The following is an 18,324-nucleotide window of genomic DNA, read 5'->3' on the forward strand; positions in this document are numbered from 1 at the left end:
AGTTTTTAAATAAAAACGGAAGATTAAAGGAAATTTTCCAAAATCAGAAGGAAGGGTGAAAGACATGAGTAAGACGACTGAAGAAAAAAGCAACAAGGGAATGACGAGATTTTTAAATGGAATTGAGAAACTCGGGAATAAACTGCCAGAGCCGTTCATGCTATTCGTTTACCTCGCTGTGTTCACGATCCTGTTTTCATGGGTGGTATCGTTATTCGGCGTATCGGTTGAAGAGCCAGGTACAGGTGAAGAAGTTGCGATTAAGAGCCTTGTCTCAGGAGAAGGATTGGAATACATTTTAACGTCCATGCTCGATAACTTTACCGGCTTTGCCCCGCTTGGTCTAGTACTTGCTATGATGTTAGGTATCGGACTTGCCGATAAAGTCGGTCTACTAGAAACAGCTATTAAAAGCACGATTTTAAAAGCACCTAAATCGTTAGTCACTTACGCAATTATCATGGTAGGGATCATGGGGAACCTGGCTTCAGATGCTGCTTTCGTAATCGTCCCTCCTTTGGCTGCCATGGTGTTCTACACGATCGGACGTCACCCGCTCGCCGGTCTGGCTGCAGGGTTCGCTGGTGTAGGTTCTGGTTTTACCGCAAACTTTATCATTACAGGAACGGACGCACTGCTATCAGGTATTTCTACTGAAGTTATGGAAGGGTTAGATTCCAGCATTGTAGTTACTCCAGTTGATAACTGGTATTTCATGATCGCTTCCGTTGTCGTATTATCTATTACGGGTGCACTCATCACTGAAAAAATCATCGAACCTCGCCTCGGAAAGTATGAAGGTGAAGGTGGAAGTGAGCTTGAACAAGTGACAGAGCTTGAGAAAAAAGGTTTCCGCAATGCTATCATTACCGGAGCAATTTTCCTTGCTGTACTAATTGCAGCCATTGCTTGGCCGGATTCCGCGCTAAGAAGTGAAGAAGGCGGTCTAGTGCCTTCGCCGTTCTTAGATGGTATTGTTCCGATCATCTTGTTCTTCTTCATTGCCATTGGTGTTGCCTACGGGGTTACAGTGAAAAAGATCGAATCTACGAATGACATTTCCGGCTACATGGGCAATGCTATGAAGGATATGTCAGGATTTATCGTATTGATCTTTGCTGCCGCTCAATTTATCGCTTACTTTGATTGGACAAACATTGGAACTTGGGTAGCGGTAAGCGGAGCGAATACGCTGGAAGCTATGAATATGACAGGGCTTCCGATCGTCGTTGGTTTCTCCATATTGACGGCTTTCATGAACTTGTTGATTTTCAGTGGATCCGCGCAGTGGGCTTTGGAAGCACCGATCTTCCTACAAATGTTCTATTATTTAGACTATCACCCTGCGTTCATCCAGGTTGCTTATCGTATTGCTGACTCATCGACGAACATTATTACGCCGATGAACCCATATATCATTGTCGTTCTCGCCTTTATGAGAGAATACAATAAGAAGGCTGGTCTTGGAACGTTAATTTCATTAATGCTTCCATACAGCATTATCTTCTTCGCCATCTGGATTGTGCTGCTTCTTGTTTTCGCAATCTTCGGCATTCCTTTTGGACCCGGAGTAGATATGTATATCAACTAATTCTTATAAAAATACGAGTCTCTTTGAGAGGCTCGTATTTTTTGTTTGGTTTTTATGTGTTCAGACTGTTTTCGTTATGTTTGACAGCGTTTGGAGCTCCGGGAAATAACTCGCTTTCCGTGGGAGCGCAGTGAGCCCTCCTCGAGCTGACGCTCTCCGGGGACTCACCAAGCACTCTCTTCCCACAGGAGTCTCGCAATTTCCCGGAGCTTTTTGCGAAGATTAGTGAAACGAAACTTCTATTGTAGAATGCTGAACCCTTAAAATAGCCATGATAAAAGTTTAATATCAGACTCCTTCTAAAAAAAGTTGTAGATTATACCTAAGTTTATGAAGGACGTTTATGATTTCTAAGAATTGCGCTGATGGAGAAAAAAGAAATTCGAAGAACAAAGTGATGCGGTGTTTACTAGCCTCATTGGTCGCTAAGCACTATAGCCGGAAAACTCAGCTTAGAAGTGAGTCCAAAGGTCTTTTCTATTCCATAGCTAGGGGGTTCGTTCATCTCATACCGCGGGGTGGTTGGGAAGCTGCGAGACTCCCGTGGGAGAAGGATGTAGGCGAGATCCCACAGGGCTGTAAGCCCGAGGAAGCTCGCCACTTCCCCCACAGGAAAGCGAGTAGTTCCCAACCACCCCGGACTCTTCATAAGGCAACGAATCCCGTTTATCTCGAAAACAAATCCACCACAATACCTCCATATAATTGAATACCTCTCTCATGAATAGAAGTCCGTTCTTATTAGAAATTGAATATATATTGAATAAAATATTGAGAGAAGGGTATCAAACAAAAAGGAGATTATAAAAGAGATAAAACGGAGGGAACTAGTATGAACCGCGGAATTCTGACATCCATATCAGCCATCGCACTCGCACAGGGTTTGAAAATTTTGACACATAAAAAAGTATCCGGGAAATGGTCGCTGAAACCAATCCTGCAAACCGGCGGCATGCCAAGCTCCCACTCAGCAGGCGTAGCCTCACTGGCAAGCTACGTAGCCGCTAATCGCGGGACGAGACATATCGAAACATCTATAGCTGTCGTCTTCGGTTCGATCGTCATGTATGATGCCCAGGGTGTAAGGAGACATACAGGAGAAATCGCCCGCCTGGTCAATGATCTTGAGGATAATATCGAAACAATATCCGGCGATTTTCCAAGCTTAGAATTTGTGAAACGTGAAAAAGAGCTGAAAGAGCTGCTCGGACACCAGCCGCTGGAGGTACTGGTAGGGGCGCTTTTTGGAATTTTTTACGGCCTGGCGTCAGCAAGGCTTGAAGACCGAAAACAAGATCAAATAGAAGCCTGATTCTCTCTATGAGCGTCAGGTTTATTTTTTTATAGGCTATGTTAAAGGTGGTTGTTGATGTTCATAAGAGCATTATTCAACAATATAGAAGGATTGTTGGATACTCAGTGTCGAGACATTTGTTGAGTGAATCAGGGCGGCGGGGAATGGCTCGCTTTCCGTGGGAGCGCGGTGAGCCTCCTCGGACGTCCCGTCCTGCGGGGTTTCACTTAGCACTCTCTTTCCACAGGAGTCTTCCCATTCCCTCCGCCCTTCTATAGCATATATCCTGCACTCGGCGTGTTCATTGGAGGGAAGTTTTAGAAGGACAATGAAAAAAGATATTTTGACGAGTCCTGACACATATATTTATGAAAAAGGGGCGCCGTAAAATGAAAATTTTTCTCTTGTTTCTGCTCCTCTCTCTAATAGCCGCATGCAGCGATACTGGTGTTGAAAAAACAGAATCGTTTAACACCTTCATTGATCAGATCGAGGGAGACACCTTTTTAGTCAACTGTACCCCTCAAATTTATGATGACGGCAGAGAAGTGCTGATTCCATGCCGAGTTAGTCTTGCAGAGGAGGCTGTTGTCGAAGATGAGGACGGCCAAGAGATTTCGCCGGACAATTTAGATGCCCATCAAGAGGTGGAATTATGGCTGGACCCTGCTGTTAATATTACGGACGACAACCTTGCGATTACCGTCAGTAAGGTTGTTATAGAGAGTGAGCTTCCTATTATAGATGAGGAGTAATTATTTTTCAGGACATCTTCTGAAGAAAATAAAAACCCTTTATATAAGCCCGCTAAAAGCCGTAATAAAGGGTTTTGTTCCACGCTATATCTATCAATCACTTCCGATTTGCAAATCATCTTTTAAAATGGTCAATACAGATTCCGGGGTCACTTCTTGGCCTGGGCAAGTATCCACCGCTTCAATAATTCCGCTTACGCCGATAGAAACTTCAATGACTTGCTGATCTTCTGTTTCAATTAAGAATAGCGGCTCCCACTCATATACATAAGCTTGTTGATCGACTAAAACTTCCTTAATGGAGCCATAGCAAGGACTGTACACTTTTTCAAGTACTTCTTTCATGATTCCTCTCCTTTGGTCGTGTTCCTGGAGTATGCAAATAAACCAGGCATCCTCTTTTTATTCTTAAACTGCGTTCCGGTAAACTTACTATATTCAATGGTCGGCCAAGCCATGACCATTGAGTGAATTTTTTTGTACAGTAATCAGTTTCTTCAGAGAATTTTAACCCCGTCGGACATTAGAAATCAAGGGTTAATTTTTTACAATAAACTTCTTAAATTCTCATGATGAATTTTTCAGGATATTAACACCTTTATTTTCTGGAAGAGAGTTTAATTGTTTCCCTTTATGAATGATTCTGCAGTTAAAAATCACCGAATCGTCTAATTGCCCATACACTAATGATGGAACTTTAAACAATAAGGAGAGGTGCAATATGTATGGATATTACCACCCGCAAAATCAACAGTACACGCAATACTATAACCCGACGATTATGCCGAACGACCAGACATGGGAAGCCTGCAGGGATCGCTGTGCCAGATTAGGCTTTCAACCCGGCACAGCCGCATGGCAGAATTGTGTGCACGGCTGTATGGGACAGAATACAATTGAAAGAGAGCAAATGAGCCTTCCCGATCAATGGGTCGAATACATTCAGCCTTTAGTGGACAGAGCTCTTGAAGAAGTAGAAGAAGGGATCAACCTTACGCACTTATTTCAAGAATTCATTTTATCTGGGGTTTTAGTCGGGCAAGGCTTTGAGCCGGAGGAAGCAATAGAACAGGTGGAACTTTGGGAAAAAGGGGAATCAAAGCTGCTTCAGCAAAGCAAGATGATGAATATGTAGCAAGCAGGGCACGGATTAACATTAGCTCATAATATGTTCATATGACTCTTTATAAAAATAGATAGGAAAAGTTCCCCTTATCCAGCAGGTGAGCTTTTCCTTTTTATTTTAGCTACGTTAAACTTCGTTGATGATTCTCTAAAAGAAAATTATTCAATGAAATGGCAGGATTGTGAAGGATTTGATTGCAAGATAACCAGGGATCGTTGCCAGATAGACAGTCAGCAGGGTTGGTTGAGAAGCTACTCGCTTTCCTGTGGGGGAACTGGCGAGACTCCTGTGGGAAAGAGTGCTTGGTGAGATCCCGCAGGACGGGACGTCCGAGAAAGCTCAACGCGCTCCACGGAAAGCGAGTTATTTCCCGAAGCTCTAATCACTGCCATTGATAACGGAAACATCCCGAACATCCCGAAAGCTAAGCCTTCAATATAAGGGCGCTTTTATGCATATCAACACTGAAGTTGAATACAGCCTTTATTTCTGCAAATAAGTCATTTTTCTAATGATTTCTTCGTGCTGTGGATACTCTTTGACCAGCTCATCCTGCGAAAACAATTCAAAATCCTCGAAATCGAAGCCAGGCGATACCATGCAGCCTACGAGTGAAAAAGTATCCTCCTCTTGAACCGAGGAGCCGAATATCGTATGTCTCGGCACTACAAACTGGGGGACTTCCCCTTTGTCGACATGCAGGCCAAGCTTCACTTCTTCATATTTCCCATCAGGATAAATCATATGGATGGTCAATGAACTCCCAGCGTGAAAATACCATAGCTCATCCGACTGCAGTCTATGGAAATGAGATACTTCGCCTGAACGAAGGAGAAAATAAATACTCGTATACAAACTCCGATCTCCTTGAGCAAAACGTTCGACCTTCTCTGAAGCGTACGTCGGTTTATAGTACCCTCCTTCCGGGTGTGGTTCTAATTGCAGCTGATCGATAAAATTTTGTGCGTCCATTTCTATCCGCTCTCTTTCGCATTTAAGTATGTAGGGTCATTATATATGAAAAACTCATGATCATAAAAGTTGGGATTGCTTTTAATTCACGAATAATTTGTTAAAATTAAAATGGGATTTATTGTAATTAAATCCCGCAATCATTAGCAACTGTCACACATCCTGTAAGATGAAAGGAGCCAATAAAGGTGGCATGGGTTATTGTAGCTGCTATTCTTTTAGCTTTCATTGGTACGGCTGTTCATTTGGGATCAAATAAAATGTCTAACGAGAGAAAAAAAAGAGTGATAAAATCCGTTACGTGGAGTTCAGTTATCATAGGAGTTGGTCTTTTATGGTTTATGACTGAAAACATAAAGACTTTATTACAATAGCGCGGACACTCTTAAAGATGACAGGCGAAAAACTCATGTATTAATCCGCCCTGAGAAGATCAGGGCGGGTTATATGAAGCTGCGTTTATGTTATTTATCGGATAATTTACTGAGCGGTTTGGTCGCCGGTCCTTCGATGACTTCGCCCTCAACGGTAAATCTGGAACCGTGGCAGGGACAGTCCCATGACCTATCTCCATTATTCCAATTTAATTCGCAGCCCATATGCGTACACGTCGTGTCCACGATACTTATAGAACCGTGTTCATCTTTGTAAGCTCCGGCTCTTTTTCCATTAATACGTACCACTGAACCTTCGTCCTTTGCGAGATCTTCCGGCTTTATATTTTTCCTGTCCAGTTTGCCTTTTACAAATTCTTTACCTACATCCATGTTTTCCTTTAAGAAACTTTTCACGTGTTGTTTTCCTAAATCGCGAGATGGTGAAAAAAGCTCAATATAGGGATTATCTTTTCCTGCGATCAGATCACTGATCACCTTTGCTGCGATAGTTCCGTTGGTCATCCCCCACTTAGCAAATCCGGCCGCTATGTGGATATTGCTGTTGTTCTTCGTAACCGGCCCTATATAAGGAACCATGTCCAGCGTAATCAAATCCTGTGAGGACCAATGGTAAGAGACATCCTCAGATCCGAACTGCTCCTTCGCATAAACCGCTAGATTCTCGTAGGATTCTTCCGTGTTTTCTTTTTGTCCCGACGGGTGGCCTTCTCCTCCAACAAGCAGAAGCTTCTCCCCATCTTCCGTTACAAAATGACGCAGCGATTTTTTCGGTTCTTCTGCGCTCAAGTACATCCCATCGGGGACGTTTTCAGCGGAGCGGACCGCAATGGAATAGGAACGCTCGACATGCAGTCGAGAAAAATACAATCCCTTAAAATCTGCAAAAGGAAAGTGGGTGGCCATGACGACATGGTCTGACGTCACCGTATTTCCTTCTCTCGTCACCACTTCGGGACGATCTCCCTCCACTAGTTTTGCGGCTCGCGTGTTCTCAAATATCGGTGTGTTTTTTTCTTGGAGACGTTGGATCATTGATGCCAGATATTTCACCGGATGGAACTGGGCTTGATGATTAATTTTAACAGCTGAAGAAACAGAGTAGGGTAATTCAGTCACTTCCGCCAGCCCTCCATCTATACCTAAACGCTTATAAGCTTCAGCTTCTTTTTCTATCTTGCGGTTGGCTTCCTTAGAGTTCCCATAGATGTAGGCATCCTGGTAAGAAAAATCACAGTCGATTTGCTCTTTTTTTCTAATATCATCAATACAGCTAAGTGCTTCTTCGTTCGCTTGATAGTAAAGCTTCGCCTTTTCTTCCCCCATCGTTTGAATGAGCGTGTCATAAATCAACCCGTGCTGCGAAGTAATTTTTGCGGTGGTATAGCCTGTGGTCCCTTCGATGATGCGGCCGGCTTCCAATAAGACGACATTATACCCTTTCTCTACTAGAAAATAGGCCGTCGTAATCCCGGTTATTCCTGTCCCAACCACGGTTACCTCTGTGTTCAAGTCTTTCGATAAACCAGGGAATGATTCAAGTTCAACGTCTCTCCAAAGTGAGTTTGGCTTTGTATTCAATGAAATGACCTCCTTTTTGTACTTCCATCAATACTGCAACAATAAAGAACACAGCGTGAAAGGCCACACTGTGTTCTGAGACTCTTACAGCTAAAGTACCCCGTATCCTTAGTCTTTCGTCGGAGGTGTACCATGCATATAACTGGGAGCAGGCTTCAATTCCTGTCTACCGCCATGAGCTTTAGGTGATTTCACATAACCGAATTCTCCTGCTCCATCAGGTGTTGTACCAGAAGTCCAGCTGCCCTTCGTGCTCTCTTCACCTTCTGAAAAATTAATGAGATCGTATGAAAAGTCAGTGGCTTCCCATTCTTTAGGAACCGTACCTGGAACCGTTGTGCCATGCTCTTCCTCCAACTCCTTCAATGCCGCTATCCATTGATTCTGGTGCATCGTATCACGTGCAAGAAGGAAAGAAAGCATTTCCTTTACTCCCTGGTCGTCTGTCATCTCGTATAAACGGGCCACCTGCAACCTTCCTTGAGACTCTGCATTCAAGTTGGCTCTAAGGTCTGTAATTAAGTTTCCACTTGCTACAATGTACCCTGCACTCCAGGGCACACCCGTACTGTTTTCCGGCATTGCCCCTAACCCTGAAACGATAGCATGATGAGGGTTCATGCCTCCCATAATGGCCCCAATCACTGGATCTTGCGCTGCTTTCTCCTGTTCATTAACTGGAGCGTCATCTAACAAACGGGCAATCATCGTAGAGATCATTTCAATATGCCCCAGCTCTTCTGTACCGGTGTCCATAATAAGATCTTTGTACCGTTCGTCGCCTCTGGCGTTCCAACCTTGAAATAAGTACTGCATAGCGACCGAAATTTCACCAAACTGTCCGCCTAAAATCTCCTGCAGCTGCTTGGCATAAACAGGATCTGGTCTTTCAGGTTTAGCATGGTACTGAAGCTCTTTTCTGTGAAAAAACATTCGCTTACCACCTTTTTAAAATAATTTCCCTATGTAAAGTGAGGGAAGATTGGTTTGCTCTTTACTTTCCCAACTACCAAAAATCAATTCTTCCGTTTAAATTATATTTATATAATTTTCGAAAGTTTGTTTTATAAAAAAGTCCCCCTTCAGCTTTCATAAATCCTGAAGGGGGCGCACATAGTCATTAAGAAGATTTAACCCAGTAAGCTGCTTCACTTTCAGATGGAGATGGCGGGAATTGGTCGCCTTCATTTAAATTAATTTCCGTTTTCTCCTGGCTTCTTTTACCGTTCACTAATTCATCTACTTTATACTTTCCTGTTTCCGGAGCTTTTTCACCAGTTTTGAATTGCTTCTTTGCCATTGTTAAAAACCTCCATTATAATTTAGGATAATTGTTTGTTTTTACTGAACAAACTTTTAGTTATTCAACCCTCGGCTGCAATCAGGAATTGGAGTTATTATTGGACCCTTTTCCTGAAGTGCGGCCGCCTTTACTTCCAATCTTCTCATAATGCTCTTCGCCATACTTCTTGCTCGTTGTTTCTCCACCCTTTTGACCGATGTTCTCAAAGTGATCCTGGTCATATTCCTGGCTTGTTGTTTCGCCGCCTTTTTGGCCGATGTTCTCAAAATGCTCGTGATCGTATTTCCTGCTCGTCTTTTCTCCGCCTTTACGTCCTGCTTCTTCTCTGCTCATATTGCCTTGATTCTGGTTTTGATTATTGTTAGCTATTTCGATCACCCTCCTTTGTTTTTGTGATTTTTTGTGATTACGTTTATAGAAGTTCTCTCTTTTTATGGTTTTAAAACCTTTATTATCCAGGAATAATTTTACTGTAATATTTTTGAAACAATTTTCATGTTTATGTAACATCAGATAGGTCCAATTATCTGTAAATTTAATCCAAATTCACGTTTTATTTTTTTTACGATGGAAATGAAAAAGGATGTAATACAAGGAATCAACGCTATATTTTTACTATATAAATATAGTTTTTAGAACATATATCCTATATCCAATTAGTCTTAATTGACTGTTTCTCCTATATAAATAAAATCACACCCTGCGTGAGGGTGTGATTTTATTTGTCTTCATCTGAATGATAGGGGGCAAGTTCATCTGCAGATTCTGTACGTAAATCCAGATCCTCAATTCTTTCACGTTCTGTTTCCTCTTCGTTTCCTGAAGATCGGACGTATTGGTTAAATACAAATTCATAAATCCCAATCCCGATCGCCGAGTAAAGTGAAGCTGACCACAAACCTCCGTCCACCGTTGAAGCATTCAGAATTAAATAAATGACTAAGAATGCTATAGCAAAGTCAAAAAGAGAAGCAACTGTGCTGTTTACTCGAGGAAGGATGATTCTATCCCCTACTATATAGGAAACTGCCGTCAACACTATACTGATGAACAAGACGTTCGCAAAAGACAAATCATATCCGATACCAAGAATGAGAAACAGCCACGCTGAAGCAAATATCAATTTAGACGCGATCAATTTTCCATGTTCCAAAATCAACACCTCTTTTACGCCTATCATTTGTCTCTAGGCCACTCTTATACGTCTTAATTGAACCGACCTTTGGTAAAAGTCATATATGAATTCAATTCGAAGTTTTTACAGGGCATTATTTTAGAAAAATTACCCTTCGAAGTCATCGTATAGTTTACGTAAGCTAAGTAATAATAAGAGGGTTGGATGATTTAAAAGGAGTGAATGGAATGGGAATTTTATCAGGAAGTCAAAATAAAGAACCTATGCATTACGGAGAAGTTTTTGGACTGTGGTCTTATGCAGCAACAGCAAAAGCTGATTATGCTATGGTTCAAACATTAATGAACCATACTGGAGACAAGGAATTAAAACAATTGCTTGAAGAAGCAACTCGAGGAATTAAGCAGGAACTAGAGCCTGTAGAAGAGATTTTAAAGACAAATGGAATTGCTCTTCCACCTGCTCCCCCAGAGCGTTCATTAGCAAATCTAGAAGAAATCCCTGTAGGGGCACGTGTTAACGACCCTGAGATCAGTGCAGCCCTTAGTGCAAAAATAGCACAAAGCCTGGTAGCATGCAGTGCCATAATCGGTCAGTCAACTCGTGAGGACATTGCCGCGCTTTTTGGACAATACCACATGAATAAAGCTCAGCTTGGAGCCAAAGCCCTTCGCTTAAACAAAGAAAAAGGTTGGCTCATTCTGCCACCCCAGCATACTAAAGTTCCAGTTACAAATTAATCGTCCATTCAACCGGGTGCTTTTATAAAGCCCCGGTTTTATTTACATCTTTTCTGCCCATCAACAGCAAGTAAATGAACAGACCGCCGAACATGATAATTGTTGAAGCAAGAAGTTGGGTTTCCTCACCGTAATTCGTAAAACCTAATAGAACCTCAGGCAAATATAGAAGAGCAGGGATCATAATCGTCACCAGTGATTTAATCCAGAGTGCCGTAATGACGAATACGGTAATCGTTGCGATAACTGCTATAACATTAGCGGCAAAGCTGAACGTTACGGAAGGCGTTACAATTACTTTATTTAAATAGATGAGCCCAAGAAATAATAAAATCGGGGTCATTCCGACAATTCCAATAAGCGTCCATTCTTTTGTTTTGTTCTTCTTAGAACTTGCGAGATGACGAAATAAGCCAGCCGTCAATAACGTGAAGCTTATGAAAATCAACGGATACCCTAAAGCCTCCAACAAAGATAACTCAATCCCGCCTCTTACGGCGTCCCCTAATAATAGATACGAGAAGGCTAATACGATGATGATGCCGCCGTATTTCATTATTCCCTTACGATCAAACGTCATTTCACTCGCTACTTGTTCCATATAATCCTTTGGCGATCGTCCTACGATATCCTCGACGTTTTTCCCTGACTTCTCGGCTTCGTACAAATGGTCTTCAAGCTCACTTATAATTTCTTCAGATTCGCTTTCATTTTTTCCACTGGAAACTAAGTATAGTCTGAGGTTTTCTAAGAAATCCTGACTTTCTTTAGATAAAATCATTGCTTATCCCTCCTCTTCCAGCAAGCGGTCTACGCTTTTTGAAACCGCGTCCCACCTTTGCTTGAATTCGATTAATTCTTTTTCTCCTGTTTCTGTTAACGTATAATACTTCCGCTTCGGTCCTCCTGAAGGAAGTGGTTTCTGATGTGTCGCCACAAGCCCCTCTTTTTTCATTCGGAGTAATAATGGATAAATACTCCCCTCTTTTACCATTGAAAATCCATAATCGTTCAGCTTTTCAATCATTTCATACCCATAGGTTTCCCCTTTTCCAATGATGGATAAGAGACATCCTTCTAAAATCCCCTTTAGAATCTGACTCGAAGACAAGCCACCCTCTCCTTTTATCTAATTGACTATATTGTTTTACAAGATAGATGATTAAAAAAATAACTACTTTGTATTACAAGTTAGTTTAAGAATAGCAAACGGTTATAAAGAAGGCAAGTGCTTTTTAGGAGCAGGTACGAAATGTTCTTCTCCACTTCAACATGAATCAGTATTAACAGGGTTGGCATTGTACTACCTTTTAGAAACCAGGCAGACGAGACTTTTCATTAAAAAGCAAGCGACTGCCCTATTTGTGGGGCAGCCTGCTTACTTAAGTTGAGTATTGGTCAGGAAAATGGTGTCTTTCCCTTATAAGATACAATGCGCCTGCAGCGAGAAGCAGACCTGCTGTCACAAACGCAGATTGGACCCCGAATCGTTCGGCAATCGCACCGAACATGAGTGAAGAAAGCCCAAAGGTCAAGGCAGTCAACGATTCCTGTGCCCCATATATTTTCGGCAGCATCTCGCTTGCCGTTTCTTTTTGCAGAAAAGTTTCAAAGGTAATCGATTTAATCTGCTCCACAAAACCGAAAACTATTGAAATACCTAAAGCAAGCCAGGCAGTTGAATTCAATCCAAACCATAACGTAAGTACACTGACACCTACAGATCCAAAGAGCATGATTTTTTTCAAGTTAAGTTCAATGATCTGTGCAAACTTAGTGCAGATCAGCCCGCCTAATAACAAACCAAGGAAAAAGGAAGTATTGATATACCCCCACCACGCTTCCCCTTTGTGCAGCACTTCTGCCACATACACGTAAATAATCGCTGCAATCCAAACGACACCTGCCATAGCTTCGAGAAAAATGGCCACGTGAATATTTCTAAACAGTCGATTTCCCCAGATCTCCGCCCAACCTTCTTTTAACACTTTTCCTATTCGTTCAGCAGATTTTTCAATGTGATTATTGGCTTCATCATTTATTAAAAACATCATAACAGTCGAGAGCACGAACAAAAACAACGTAAGCCAGAGCACGTTTAACCCTCCGACTACCGCAACGACAATTCCTCCTAATGCCCATCCGCCTAATTGAATCGTCTGACTGACAATAGAAAGGAATCCGTTCGCTTTTACGATGTCAGCCGGTCCGACCAATCTTGGAATCATGGCACGGCTGGCCGGCATCGCCCAACCATCGAAAAAAGCAAGGGTAAAGATAAACAACAGAAGGCCGATAATAGAAGGGTAAGGATCGGCCAACATCCAACAAGCCAGACCCAGCAATACCATCGTCTTCCCCAACTGAGAATAGGACAATAATGGCTGCAGGGGATATTTGTTGAATACAATCGGTGAAAGCAGTCCGCTGATGAACCTTCCAAACGTATTTACAAAAGGAAGCAACGTTAAGTAAAGCACGGATTCTGACATCGAATACAGAATAGAGACCAGGCCGACAATATAGAAGACATCTCCCATATTGGCCAACCCTTGACCAGCCCATAACAACCGAAAAGAATGATTTTTCATTTTTACTGCTCCTTTTTATCAATTTAAAATTAAACAAATCGATGAAAATGAGCAGTACTTACATATATGATCGACCTCCTTGTCTACTATTCCCAATGGATATCTTAACTGCTGAACATATGGACCTGTCGTGGGCAGTAAAAATGAAAATCTATAATTTCCGGTTCATTTACAGAAAAATAGTTACATGAATGATTTCACTTTACCATAATTAGCTAACTTATTGGTTTGCATAACGAAAATATGATTATAACAAAAAATACATAAGGGGTACTATATGACTACAAAAAATACGATAGTTTCTTTTCCAAATGAGAGTCCCACAAACGAATCCAGCCTTTTACATGCATTCACCCAAACTGTCCCTATCATTCATTCGATGCTTCCTGACTTAGCGATCGGCATTACGAACCGAGAAGAATGGATCGCCTATTACCCTGGCAAAAAAATTGATTTACATGTAAAACCCGGCCACAAAATCAATCCGAAAGAGCCATTAGCTGACTGCATCCATAAGAGGAAAGTCATTCGCACGGAGGTGGATGCAGAATTTTTTGGTTTTCCATTTACAGGATTAGCAACCCCTATTTATGAAGGAAATAAAGTAATCGGAGCGATCGCGATTCAGCTTCAGGAGCAAAACGAGAAAAAACTTTTGGAGATTTCTGAACAGATCGTCAGCTCCCTTAGCCAGGCGAACGAAGGGGTATCAAGTGTCGCTGAGGGAGCTGAAGGGTTATCTGAAGCCAGCAGCACACTGCTCATCCAGTCTCAAAAAGCAACGGAAGAAGTGAGAAACACCGACGACGTTTTAAAGTTCATCAAACGAATAGCCGATCAGACTAATTTATTAGGATTAAACGCCTCTATTGAAGCGGCTCGAGCCGGTGACCTCGGACGGGGGTTCGGCGTCGTAGCGGATGAAATTAGGAAGCTGTCCAATGAAACCGTCACGTCGACGGAGAAAATCAGCACGACGCTTATTAATATTCGTAAATCCATGGATGAAATCTCTACATCTATAGAGAAAATCGTGGCAGTCGGCGAAGAACAAGCCTCTTCCACAGATGAGATTTCTGTATTCATTGATGAAATAGAAAAGAAAAGTAAAGAACTGAATAAATACGCATCTGAACTATTATAGATTGTTTCACGTGAAACAATTCCTTCCCGGTCCCATAGCAATCTGCAGGGCCGGGATTTTTGTCATTCCTTCCTTTACAAATGCATAGAAACGTACAACCCTTTGTATACTTTATTATTACGACCTCAGGACTGTGGACGATACTAAGGGAGGAATTGAAATGGCATTAGATCGAATTAGAAGAGTCGGCTCCATAAAGGAAATGGAAAACGTAACGGATGACTACATTACCATGGGCTACCAAATTTTATCCCGGGGCGAAAATTCAGTCAGAATCAGACAGCACGGCGGATGGGGATCAGCGGGCGGTCACATCATCGCAGCTTTACTTTCTCTTTGGTGGACGTTCGGTGTTGGGAATCTGCTTTACGCTTTGTATAAGCGTTACAGCGGAGAGAAAGTTCTTATTAAACTGGTGGAAAAAGAAGAGGGATGAATGCCCCGCTCAAAGCGCTGCCCTTTACATTTATATTACAAATAAACCATTTTTTTGTTTTTATGTTTAACTTTATGAGATACGGCTATATCTAAAATATGGAAAGGTGAATGGTTCGATCGATAAATAGCCTTTCTAAAATATTTTGGAGGTGTAGCAAAATGGCAGATAACAAATTTAAGACAGGCGAAAAAGCACCAGAGAGCGGTAAGTATAAAGTAAGTACTTTAGTGAGCGGCGGTCCTGCAAGCCAGGACAACACGGAGATCAAGCTTGAAAAAGGGGAACAATTCCCGCCATCTCCGTCTAAAAATGAAGCAGCGTATTGGGTAAAAGCTTAAAATAGTACCCCAATAAAGAATAGTATAGACAGTACTCCATACCTCAATATGGAGTGCTGTTTTTTTATGCAGTGATGTGTTCCTTCAAGGACTGAAGTGTAAGTTGCAAAGACCATAAAAAAAGACGATCTTCCGGCATCAACTGCCCGAAGATCATCTTTATTAATTCCTATTCAAATGTGGAACAACCATACAAACAACGGTCCGAGCACAGAGCCGAAAATCGCCGTCAGACTCATTGAAACGGAGCTCATGGAAGCAGTCCGCTCTCCGTATTCAAAAGCTTTGGAGGTTCCAAGAGCATGAGAGGCACTGCCGAAAGCTATCCCTCTACCTAACGAACTTTTAATCCGAAACGATTTCACCAGAAGAGGACCGAAAATAATGCCAGTAAAACCAGCTACCATCGTAAAGACGATCGTCATAGATGGAATTCCACCAATTTCACTGGAAACAGGAATAGCTACAGGCGTCGTCAGCGACTTCGGGACCATTGATAAGATACTTGCCCGGTCCACGCCAAACATCCTCGCGAATAACAATCCACTGCCGAGAGCTGTGCACAACCCCGCCAAGACACCAAATATTACAGGCATCATATGAGCTTTTAAGACCTGACGCTGGCGATACATCGGGTAAGCAAGCGCGACGACCGCCGGTCCCAAAAAGGAGTCGATCCACTGTCCTCCCGTCATGTAGGTCTCATAAGGAATATTAAATACGAGTAAAATCGCCACCACAAGAACCGTCGAGGTCAAGACAGGAACGAGGACCGGATTGGGTAAGCGACGATACACACGCCCCATGACCAGAAATATACCGACTGTTAAAATCACCATGAACATCGCCTGGATCATCGCTCTCCCTCCTTATCATGCCTTTGAAAAAACTCGCTTACCCTGCCCGCCGCTGCCATCGTTGCCAGTGAACTGATGATGACAACCACTACGAGTACGGCTCCGCTAAAGGAGAGTAGGGAAGGATATTGGATGACCCCTGCCGTTGCTGGAATGAAAAACATCGGCAGATAAGCCAGAATGAATTTAGCTCCATCCTCAACCCACTTTTCAGGAAAGAGGTTGAATGATAAACCGCAAAATAAAAGGATCAAGCCGATGATGCTGCCTGGAATAGGCAGGTTGAACAAACTTTGGATCTCTTCTCCTATAAAAGAAATAATGAATAATACAGCAATTTGTACAATGATTCTTACTAGTTTCATAGATTACGCAATACCTTTCCAAAGAGGGTTTGTCCTCTTTTCTTCTGAATTAAGGATACCACCTCTCGTTATTTCACGTATAGAAAAAGCTCTGTTAGAATTTCTTGTTTCCGTTCGAGATGATTTAGGAAGTTTCCGTGACTAAGAATAAAGCTTGAAGGTCCGGGGAATCACTCGCTTTCCATGGGGGGTACGGTGTGCTTTCTCGGGCTAACGCCCTGTGGGACCTCACCATGTACTGTTATTCCCATCTATGTTAATGACTTCACTTCGTACAATAAGTCAACACTGCATTACCTCGGGCGAAAAGGTTGCGCAAGAGCTGGAGTCTTGAAGTATTCCCGCCACCCTATACTAGAAGGTACTTAGAACCACCTCAAAGTATAGAAAGTTATAAATGCTTAAATGTATAATTTCGTATTGGATCATGATTTCTCCCCCTAATATTAATTATTCAAACGATTTTGAGATGCACATACAGTGAGGGGCGGCGGGGAATGGGGAGACTCCTGTGGGAAGAGAGTGCTTGGTGAGATCCCGCAGGACGAACCGTCCGAGGAAGCTCACCGCGCTCCCACGGAAAGCGAGCCATTCCCCGCCGCCCTAATCCACTCCTTAAATGTATCGAAATCAATTCTTCCACAACCCTGACATATCTTTCAACACGGTCACTCCTTTCCTGACAAATGAATCTATAAAAAAATAAAGACGACCTCACTGCACCACTAAGTACAAGAAGATCGTCCTGATTTATTTTCATGGAGGGTACTAAAATCTACGCTGGTGTTTACCCATTCCCATCCCCATTACCTGGGATGGAGGAGCACATACATCTTCACAAGAATAAGAATTCACGACGGACTGCGTGTGCGGGAAAGAATGAACATATTTATAATGCGTGTGATTATACTGAGTCGTATGACTTGGATGAACGACAGGGATAATCACCTCTGAGTTTACTCGTTGCGGAAGCTGGCGGACAGGAGCATACTGAGCAGGCATGACCCTGGGCGGGTTTTGGATAAAAGGTGCTACTTGCGGGTAACCGCCCTCCATATTTTGGGGCCCTTGCTGTTGACCTTGCTGCTGACCGTTATCATCGTCACCTTGTTGGACGCCCTGAACCATCGTATCATTTTGCCCATACGGCCAATTAGAGTTGTTCCGGTCATATTGTTGTTTTTCAAACATTCCTTGAAACCTCCTTATAATCTGGACTATATATTTGTATATGTGGGGTAAGCGTCTATTGATTGGATATTCACCCATATTTTAAAAGCTTTTGCACAACTCTCTGATACTCTAAATACATGATGCTTCTATATTAGTTAAGCTTCTTTACCTGAGAAATAAACAGGTACACGAAAGTAAAGACCTTCCACCTAAATTGTTTCACGTGAAACAATTTTTCCCAATACGCGTTTAGACAGACCTCCAACCGTTTACATAAAGGGAAAGGATGTGAACGATTATGGAGATTGCGGCCGCCGTACTGATGATGATTGGAACCCTCTCCCTATGGGGAATTGGCCTCTTATATCCCAACTTCAAAAGAATGAAAGGTGAAAAGGTTTCTGAATGGAAAGGATATGGCTACAGTCTTGCAGGGGTGGGAATTTTTTTGCTCATTTTCATCATTGTTTGGTTTCTCTCCCAAATCAAATAACCCATCTCCTTAATTAAGGAAATGGGCTGATT

General features: G+C 42.4%; 22 protein-coding genes. 9 read left to right on the forward strand and 13 right to left on the reverse strand.

Features of this window, described 5'->3' with window-relative positions:
- The first annotated feature begins 64 nt into the window (after positions 1-64).
- The 3 genes from O2Q26_RS08345 to O2Q26_RS08355 all read left to right on the forward strand — a co-directional run bounded on the left by O2Q26_RS08345 (position 65) and on the right by O2Q26_RS08355 (position 3,640).
- Positions 65-1,591: an AbgT family transporter gene (locus O2Q26_RS08345; protein WP_289215481.1), complete on the forward strand. Its 1,527-nt coding sequence runs from the start codon at positions 65-67 to the stop codon at positions 1,589-1,591.
- Between the two features lie 832 nt (positions 1,592-2,423).
- Complete coding sequence (locus O2Q26_RS08350; RefSeq protein WP_289215482.1) at positions 2,424-2,903, forward strand: divergent PAP2 family protein; 480 nt, start codon at positions 2,424-2,426, stop codon at positions 2,901-2,903.
- A 371-nt stretch (positions 2,904-3,274) separates the two neighbouring features.
- Positions 3,275-3,640 carry a hypothetical protein gene (locus O2Q26_RS08355; RefSeq protein WP_289215483.1) on the forward strand — a complete coding sequence of 122 codons (366 nt, stop codon included), beginning with the start codon at positions 3,275-3,277 and terminating at the stop codon, positions 3,638-3,640.
- A 93-nt stretch (positions 3,641-3,733) separates the two neighbouring features.
- Here O2Q26_RS08355 and O2Q26_RS08360 read toward each other — a convergent pair whose 3' ends face one another.
- On the reverse strand, positions 3,734-3,985 hold the full coding sequence (locus tag O2Q26_RS08360; protein ID WP_253937296.1) for a biotin/lipoyl attachment domain-containing protein: 252 nt from the start codon (positions 3,983-3,985) through the stop codon (positions 3,734-3,736).
- A gap of 376 nt (positions 3,986-4,361) precedes the next feature.
- Between O2Q26_RS08360 and O2Q26_RS19045 the strand changes: the two genes are divergently transcribed.
- Positions 4,362-4,775, forward strand: a complete 414-nt coding sequence (locus O2Q26_RS19045; RefSeq protein ID WP_352232227.1) for a hypothetical protein — start codon at positions 4,362-4,364, stop codon at positions 4,773-4,775.
- A gap of 474 nt (positions 4,776-5,249) precedes the next feature.
- On the opposite strand, the gene O2Q26_RS08370 is transcribed toward O2Q26_RS19045, so the two are convergent.
- The 6 genes from O2Q26_RS08370 to O2Q26_RS08395 all read right to left on the reverse strand — a co-directional run bounded on the left by O2Q26_RS08370 (position 5,250) and on the right by O2Q26_RS08395 (position 10,170).
- Positions 5,250-5,738, reverse strand: a complete 489-nt coding sequence (locus tag O2Q26_RS08370) for a cupin domain-containing protein (protein WP_289215484.1) — start codon at positions 5,736-5,738, stop codon at positions 5,250-5,252.
- Between the two features lie 464 nt (positions 5,739-6,202).
- Complete coding sequence (locus tag O2Q26_RS08375) at positions 6,203-7,714, reverse strand: FAD-dependent oxidoreductase (protein ID WP_289215485.1); 1,512 nt, start codon at positions 7,712-7,714, stop codon at positions 6,203-6,205.
- A gap of 108 nt (positions 7,715-7,822) precedes the next feature.
- Entirely contained in the window at positions 7,823-8,647 is an 825-nt protein-coding gene (locus tag O2Q26_RS08380) for a manganese catalase (protein WP_289215486.1), read from the reverse strand.
- A 187-nt stretch (positions 8,648-8,834) separates the two neighbouring features.
- On the reverse strand, positions 8,835-9,014 hold the full coding sequence (locus O2Q26_RS08385) for a YjzC family protein (RefSeq protein WP_289215487.1): 180 nt from the start codon (positions 9,012-9,014) through the stop codon (positions 8,835-8,837).
- Between the two features lie 81 nt (positions 9,015-9,095).
- Complete coding sequence (locus tag O2Q26_RS08390) at positions 9,096-9,395, reverse strand: general stress protein (protein ID WP_289215488.1); 300 nt, start codon at positions 9,393-9,395, stop codon at positions 9,096-9,098.
- Between the two features lie 340 nt (positions 9,396-9,735).
- Positions 9,736-10,170 carry a DUF2512 family protein gene (locus O2Q26_RS08395; protein ID WP_289215489.1) on the reverse strand — a complete coding sequence of 145 codons (435 nt, stop codon included), beginning with the start codon at positions 10,168-10,170 and terminating at the stop codon, positions 9,736-9,738.
- A 209-nt stretch (positions 10,171-10,379) separates the two neighbouring features.
- Here O2Q26_RS08395 and O2Q26_RS08400 point away from each other — a divergent pair, with 209 nt between their 5' ends.
- Positions 10,380-10,892 (forward strand): DUF3231 family protein, encoded by a 513-nt coding sequence (locus O2Q26_RS08400; protein ID WP_289215490.1) that lies wholly within the window; start codon positions 10,380-10,382, stop codon positions 10,890-10,892.
- A gap of 22 nt (positions 10,893-10,914) precedes the next feature.
- Here O2Q26_RS08400 and O2Q26_RS08405 read toward each other — a convergent pair whose 3' ends face one another.
- The 3 genes from O2Q26_RS08405 to O2Q26_RS08415 all read right to left on the reverse strand — a co-directional run bounded on the left by O2Q26_RS08405 (position 10,915) and on the right by O2Q26_RS08415 (position 13,483).
- A complete protein-coding gene (locus O2Q26_RS08405) occupies positions 10,915-11,673 on the reverse strand; it encodes an HAAS domain-containing protein (protein WP_289215491.1) in 759 nt (252 codons plus the stop codon).
- A 3-nt stretch (positions 11,674-11,676) separates the two neighbouring features.
- Entirely contained in the window at positions 11,677-12,003 is a 327-nt protein-coding gene (locus O2Q26_RS08410; protein WP_289215492.1) for a PadR family transcriptional regulator, read from the reverse strand.
- Positions 12,004-12,274: 271 nt separating this feature from the next.
- Complete coding sequence (locus O2Q26_RS08415; RefSeq protein WP_289215493.1) at positions 12,275-13,483, reverse strand: MFS transporter; 1,209 nt, start codon at positions 13,481-13,483, stop codon at positions 12,275-12,277.
- Between the two features lie 277 nt (positions 13,484-13,760).
- On the opposite strand from O2Q26_RS08415, the gene O2Q26_RS08420 reads away from it, so the two are divergent.
- From O2Q26_RS08420 to O2Q26_RS08430, 3 genes are all read left to right on the forward strand, one after another.
- Positions 13,761-14,627, forward strand: coding sequence for a methyl-accepting chemotaxis protein (locus O2Q26_RS08420; protein WP_289215494.1), 867 nt, complete (start codon positions 13,761-13,763; stop codon positions 14,625-14,627).
- A gap of 160 nt (positions 14,628-14,787) precedes the next feature.
- Positions 14,788-15,063, forward strand: coding sequence for a DUF8108 domain-containing protein (locus tag O2Q26_RS08425; protein WP_289215495.1), 276 nt, complete (start codon positions 14,788-14,790; stop codon positions 15,061-15,063).
- A gap of 161 nt (positions 15,064-15,224) precedes the next feature.
- Positions 15,225-15,404 (forward strand): YjzC family protein, encoded by a 180-nt coding sequence (locus O2Q26_RS08430; RefSeq protein ID WP_289215496.1) that lies wholly within the window; start codon positions 15,225-15,227, stop codon positions 15,402-15,404.
- Between the two features lie 173 nt (positions 15,405-15,577).
- Here O2Q26_RS08430 and O2Q26_RS08435 read toward each other — a convergent pair whose 3' ends face one another.
- The 3 genes from O2Q26_RS08435 to O2Q26_RS08445 form a co-directional block, all read right to left on the reverse strand.
- The gene (locus O2Q26_RS08435) at positions 15,578-16,261 is read right to left on the reverse strand and encodes an LrgB family protein (RefSeq protein WP_289215497.1); all 684 of its coding nucleotides are present in this window, start codon (positions 16,259-16,261) and stop codon (positions 15,578-15,580) included.
- A complete protein-coding gene (locus O2Q26_RS08440) occupies positions 16,258-16,626 on the reverse strand; it encodes a CidA/LrgA family protein (protein WP_289215498.1) in 369 nt (122 codons plus the stop codon). Before O2Q26_RS08440 ends, O2Q26_RS08435 begins: the two co-directional genes overlap by 4 nt.
- Positions 16,627-17,394: 768 nt before the next feature.
- Positions 17,395-17,817 carry a CotD family spore coat protein gene (locus tag O2Q26_RS08445; RefSeq protein ID WP_289215499.1) on the reverse strand — a complete coding sequence of 141 codons (423 nt, stop codon included), beginning with the start codon at positions 17,815-17,817 and terminating at the stop codon, positions 17,395-17,397.
- A gap of 280 nt (positions 17,818-18,097) precedes the next feature.
- Between O2Q26_RS08445 and O2Q26_RS08450 the strand changes: the two genes are divergently transcribed.
- Positions 18,098-18,292, forward strand: a complete 195-nt coding sequence (locus tag O2Q26_RS08450; protein ID WP_289215500.1) for a hypothetical protein — start codon at positions 18,098-18,100, stop codon at positions 18,290-18,292.
- The last annotated feature ends 32 nt before the right edge of the window (positions 18,293-18,324 follow it).

The sequence above is a fragment of the Halobacillus campisalis genome (assembly GCF_030345335.1).
Lineage (GTDB): Bacteria > Bacillota > Bacilli > Bacillales > Halobacillaceae > Halobacillus_A > Halobacillus_A campisalis.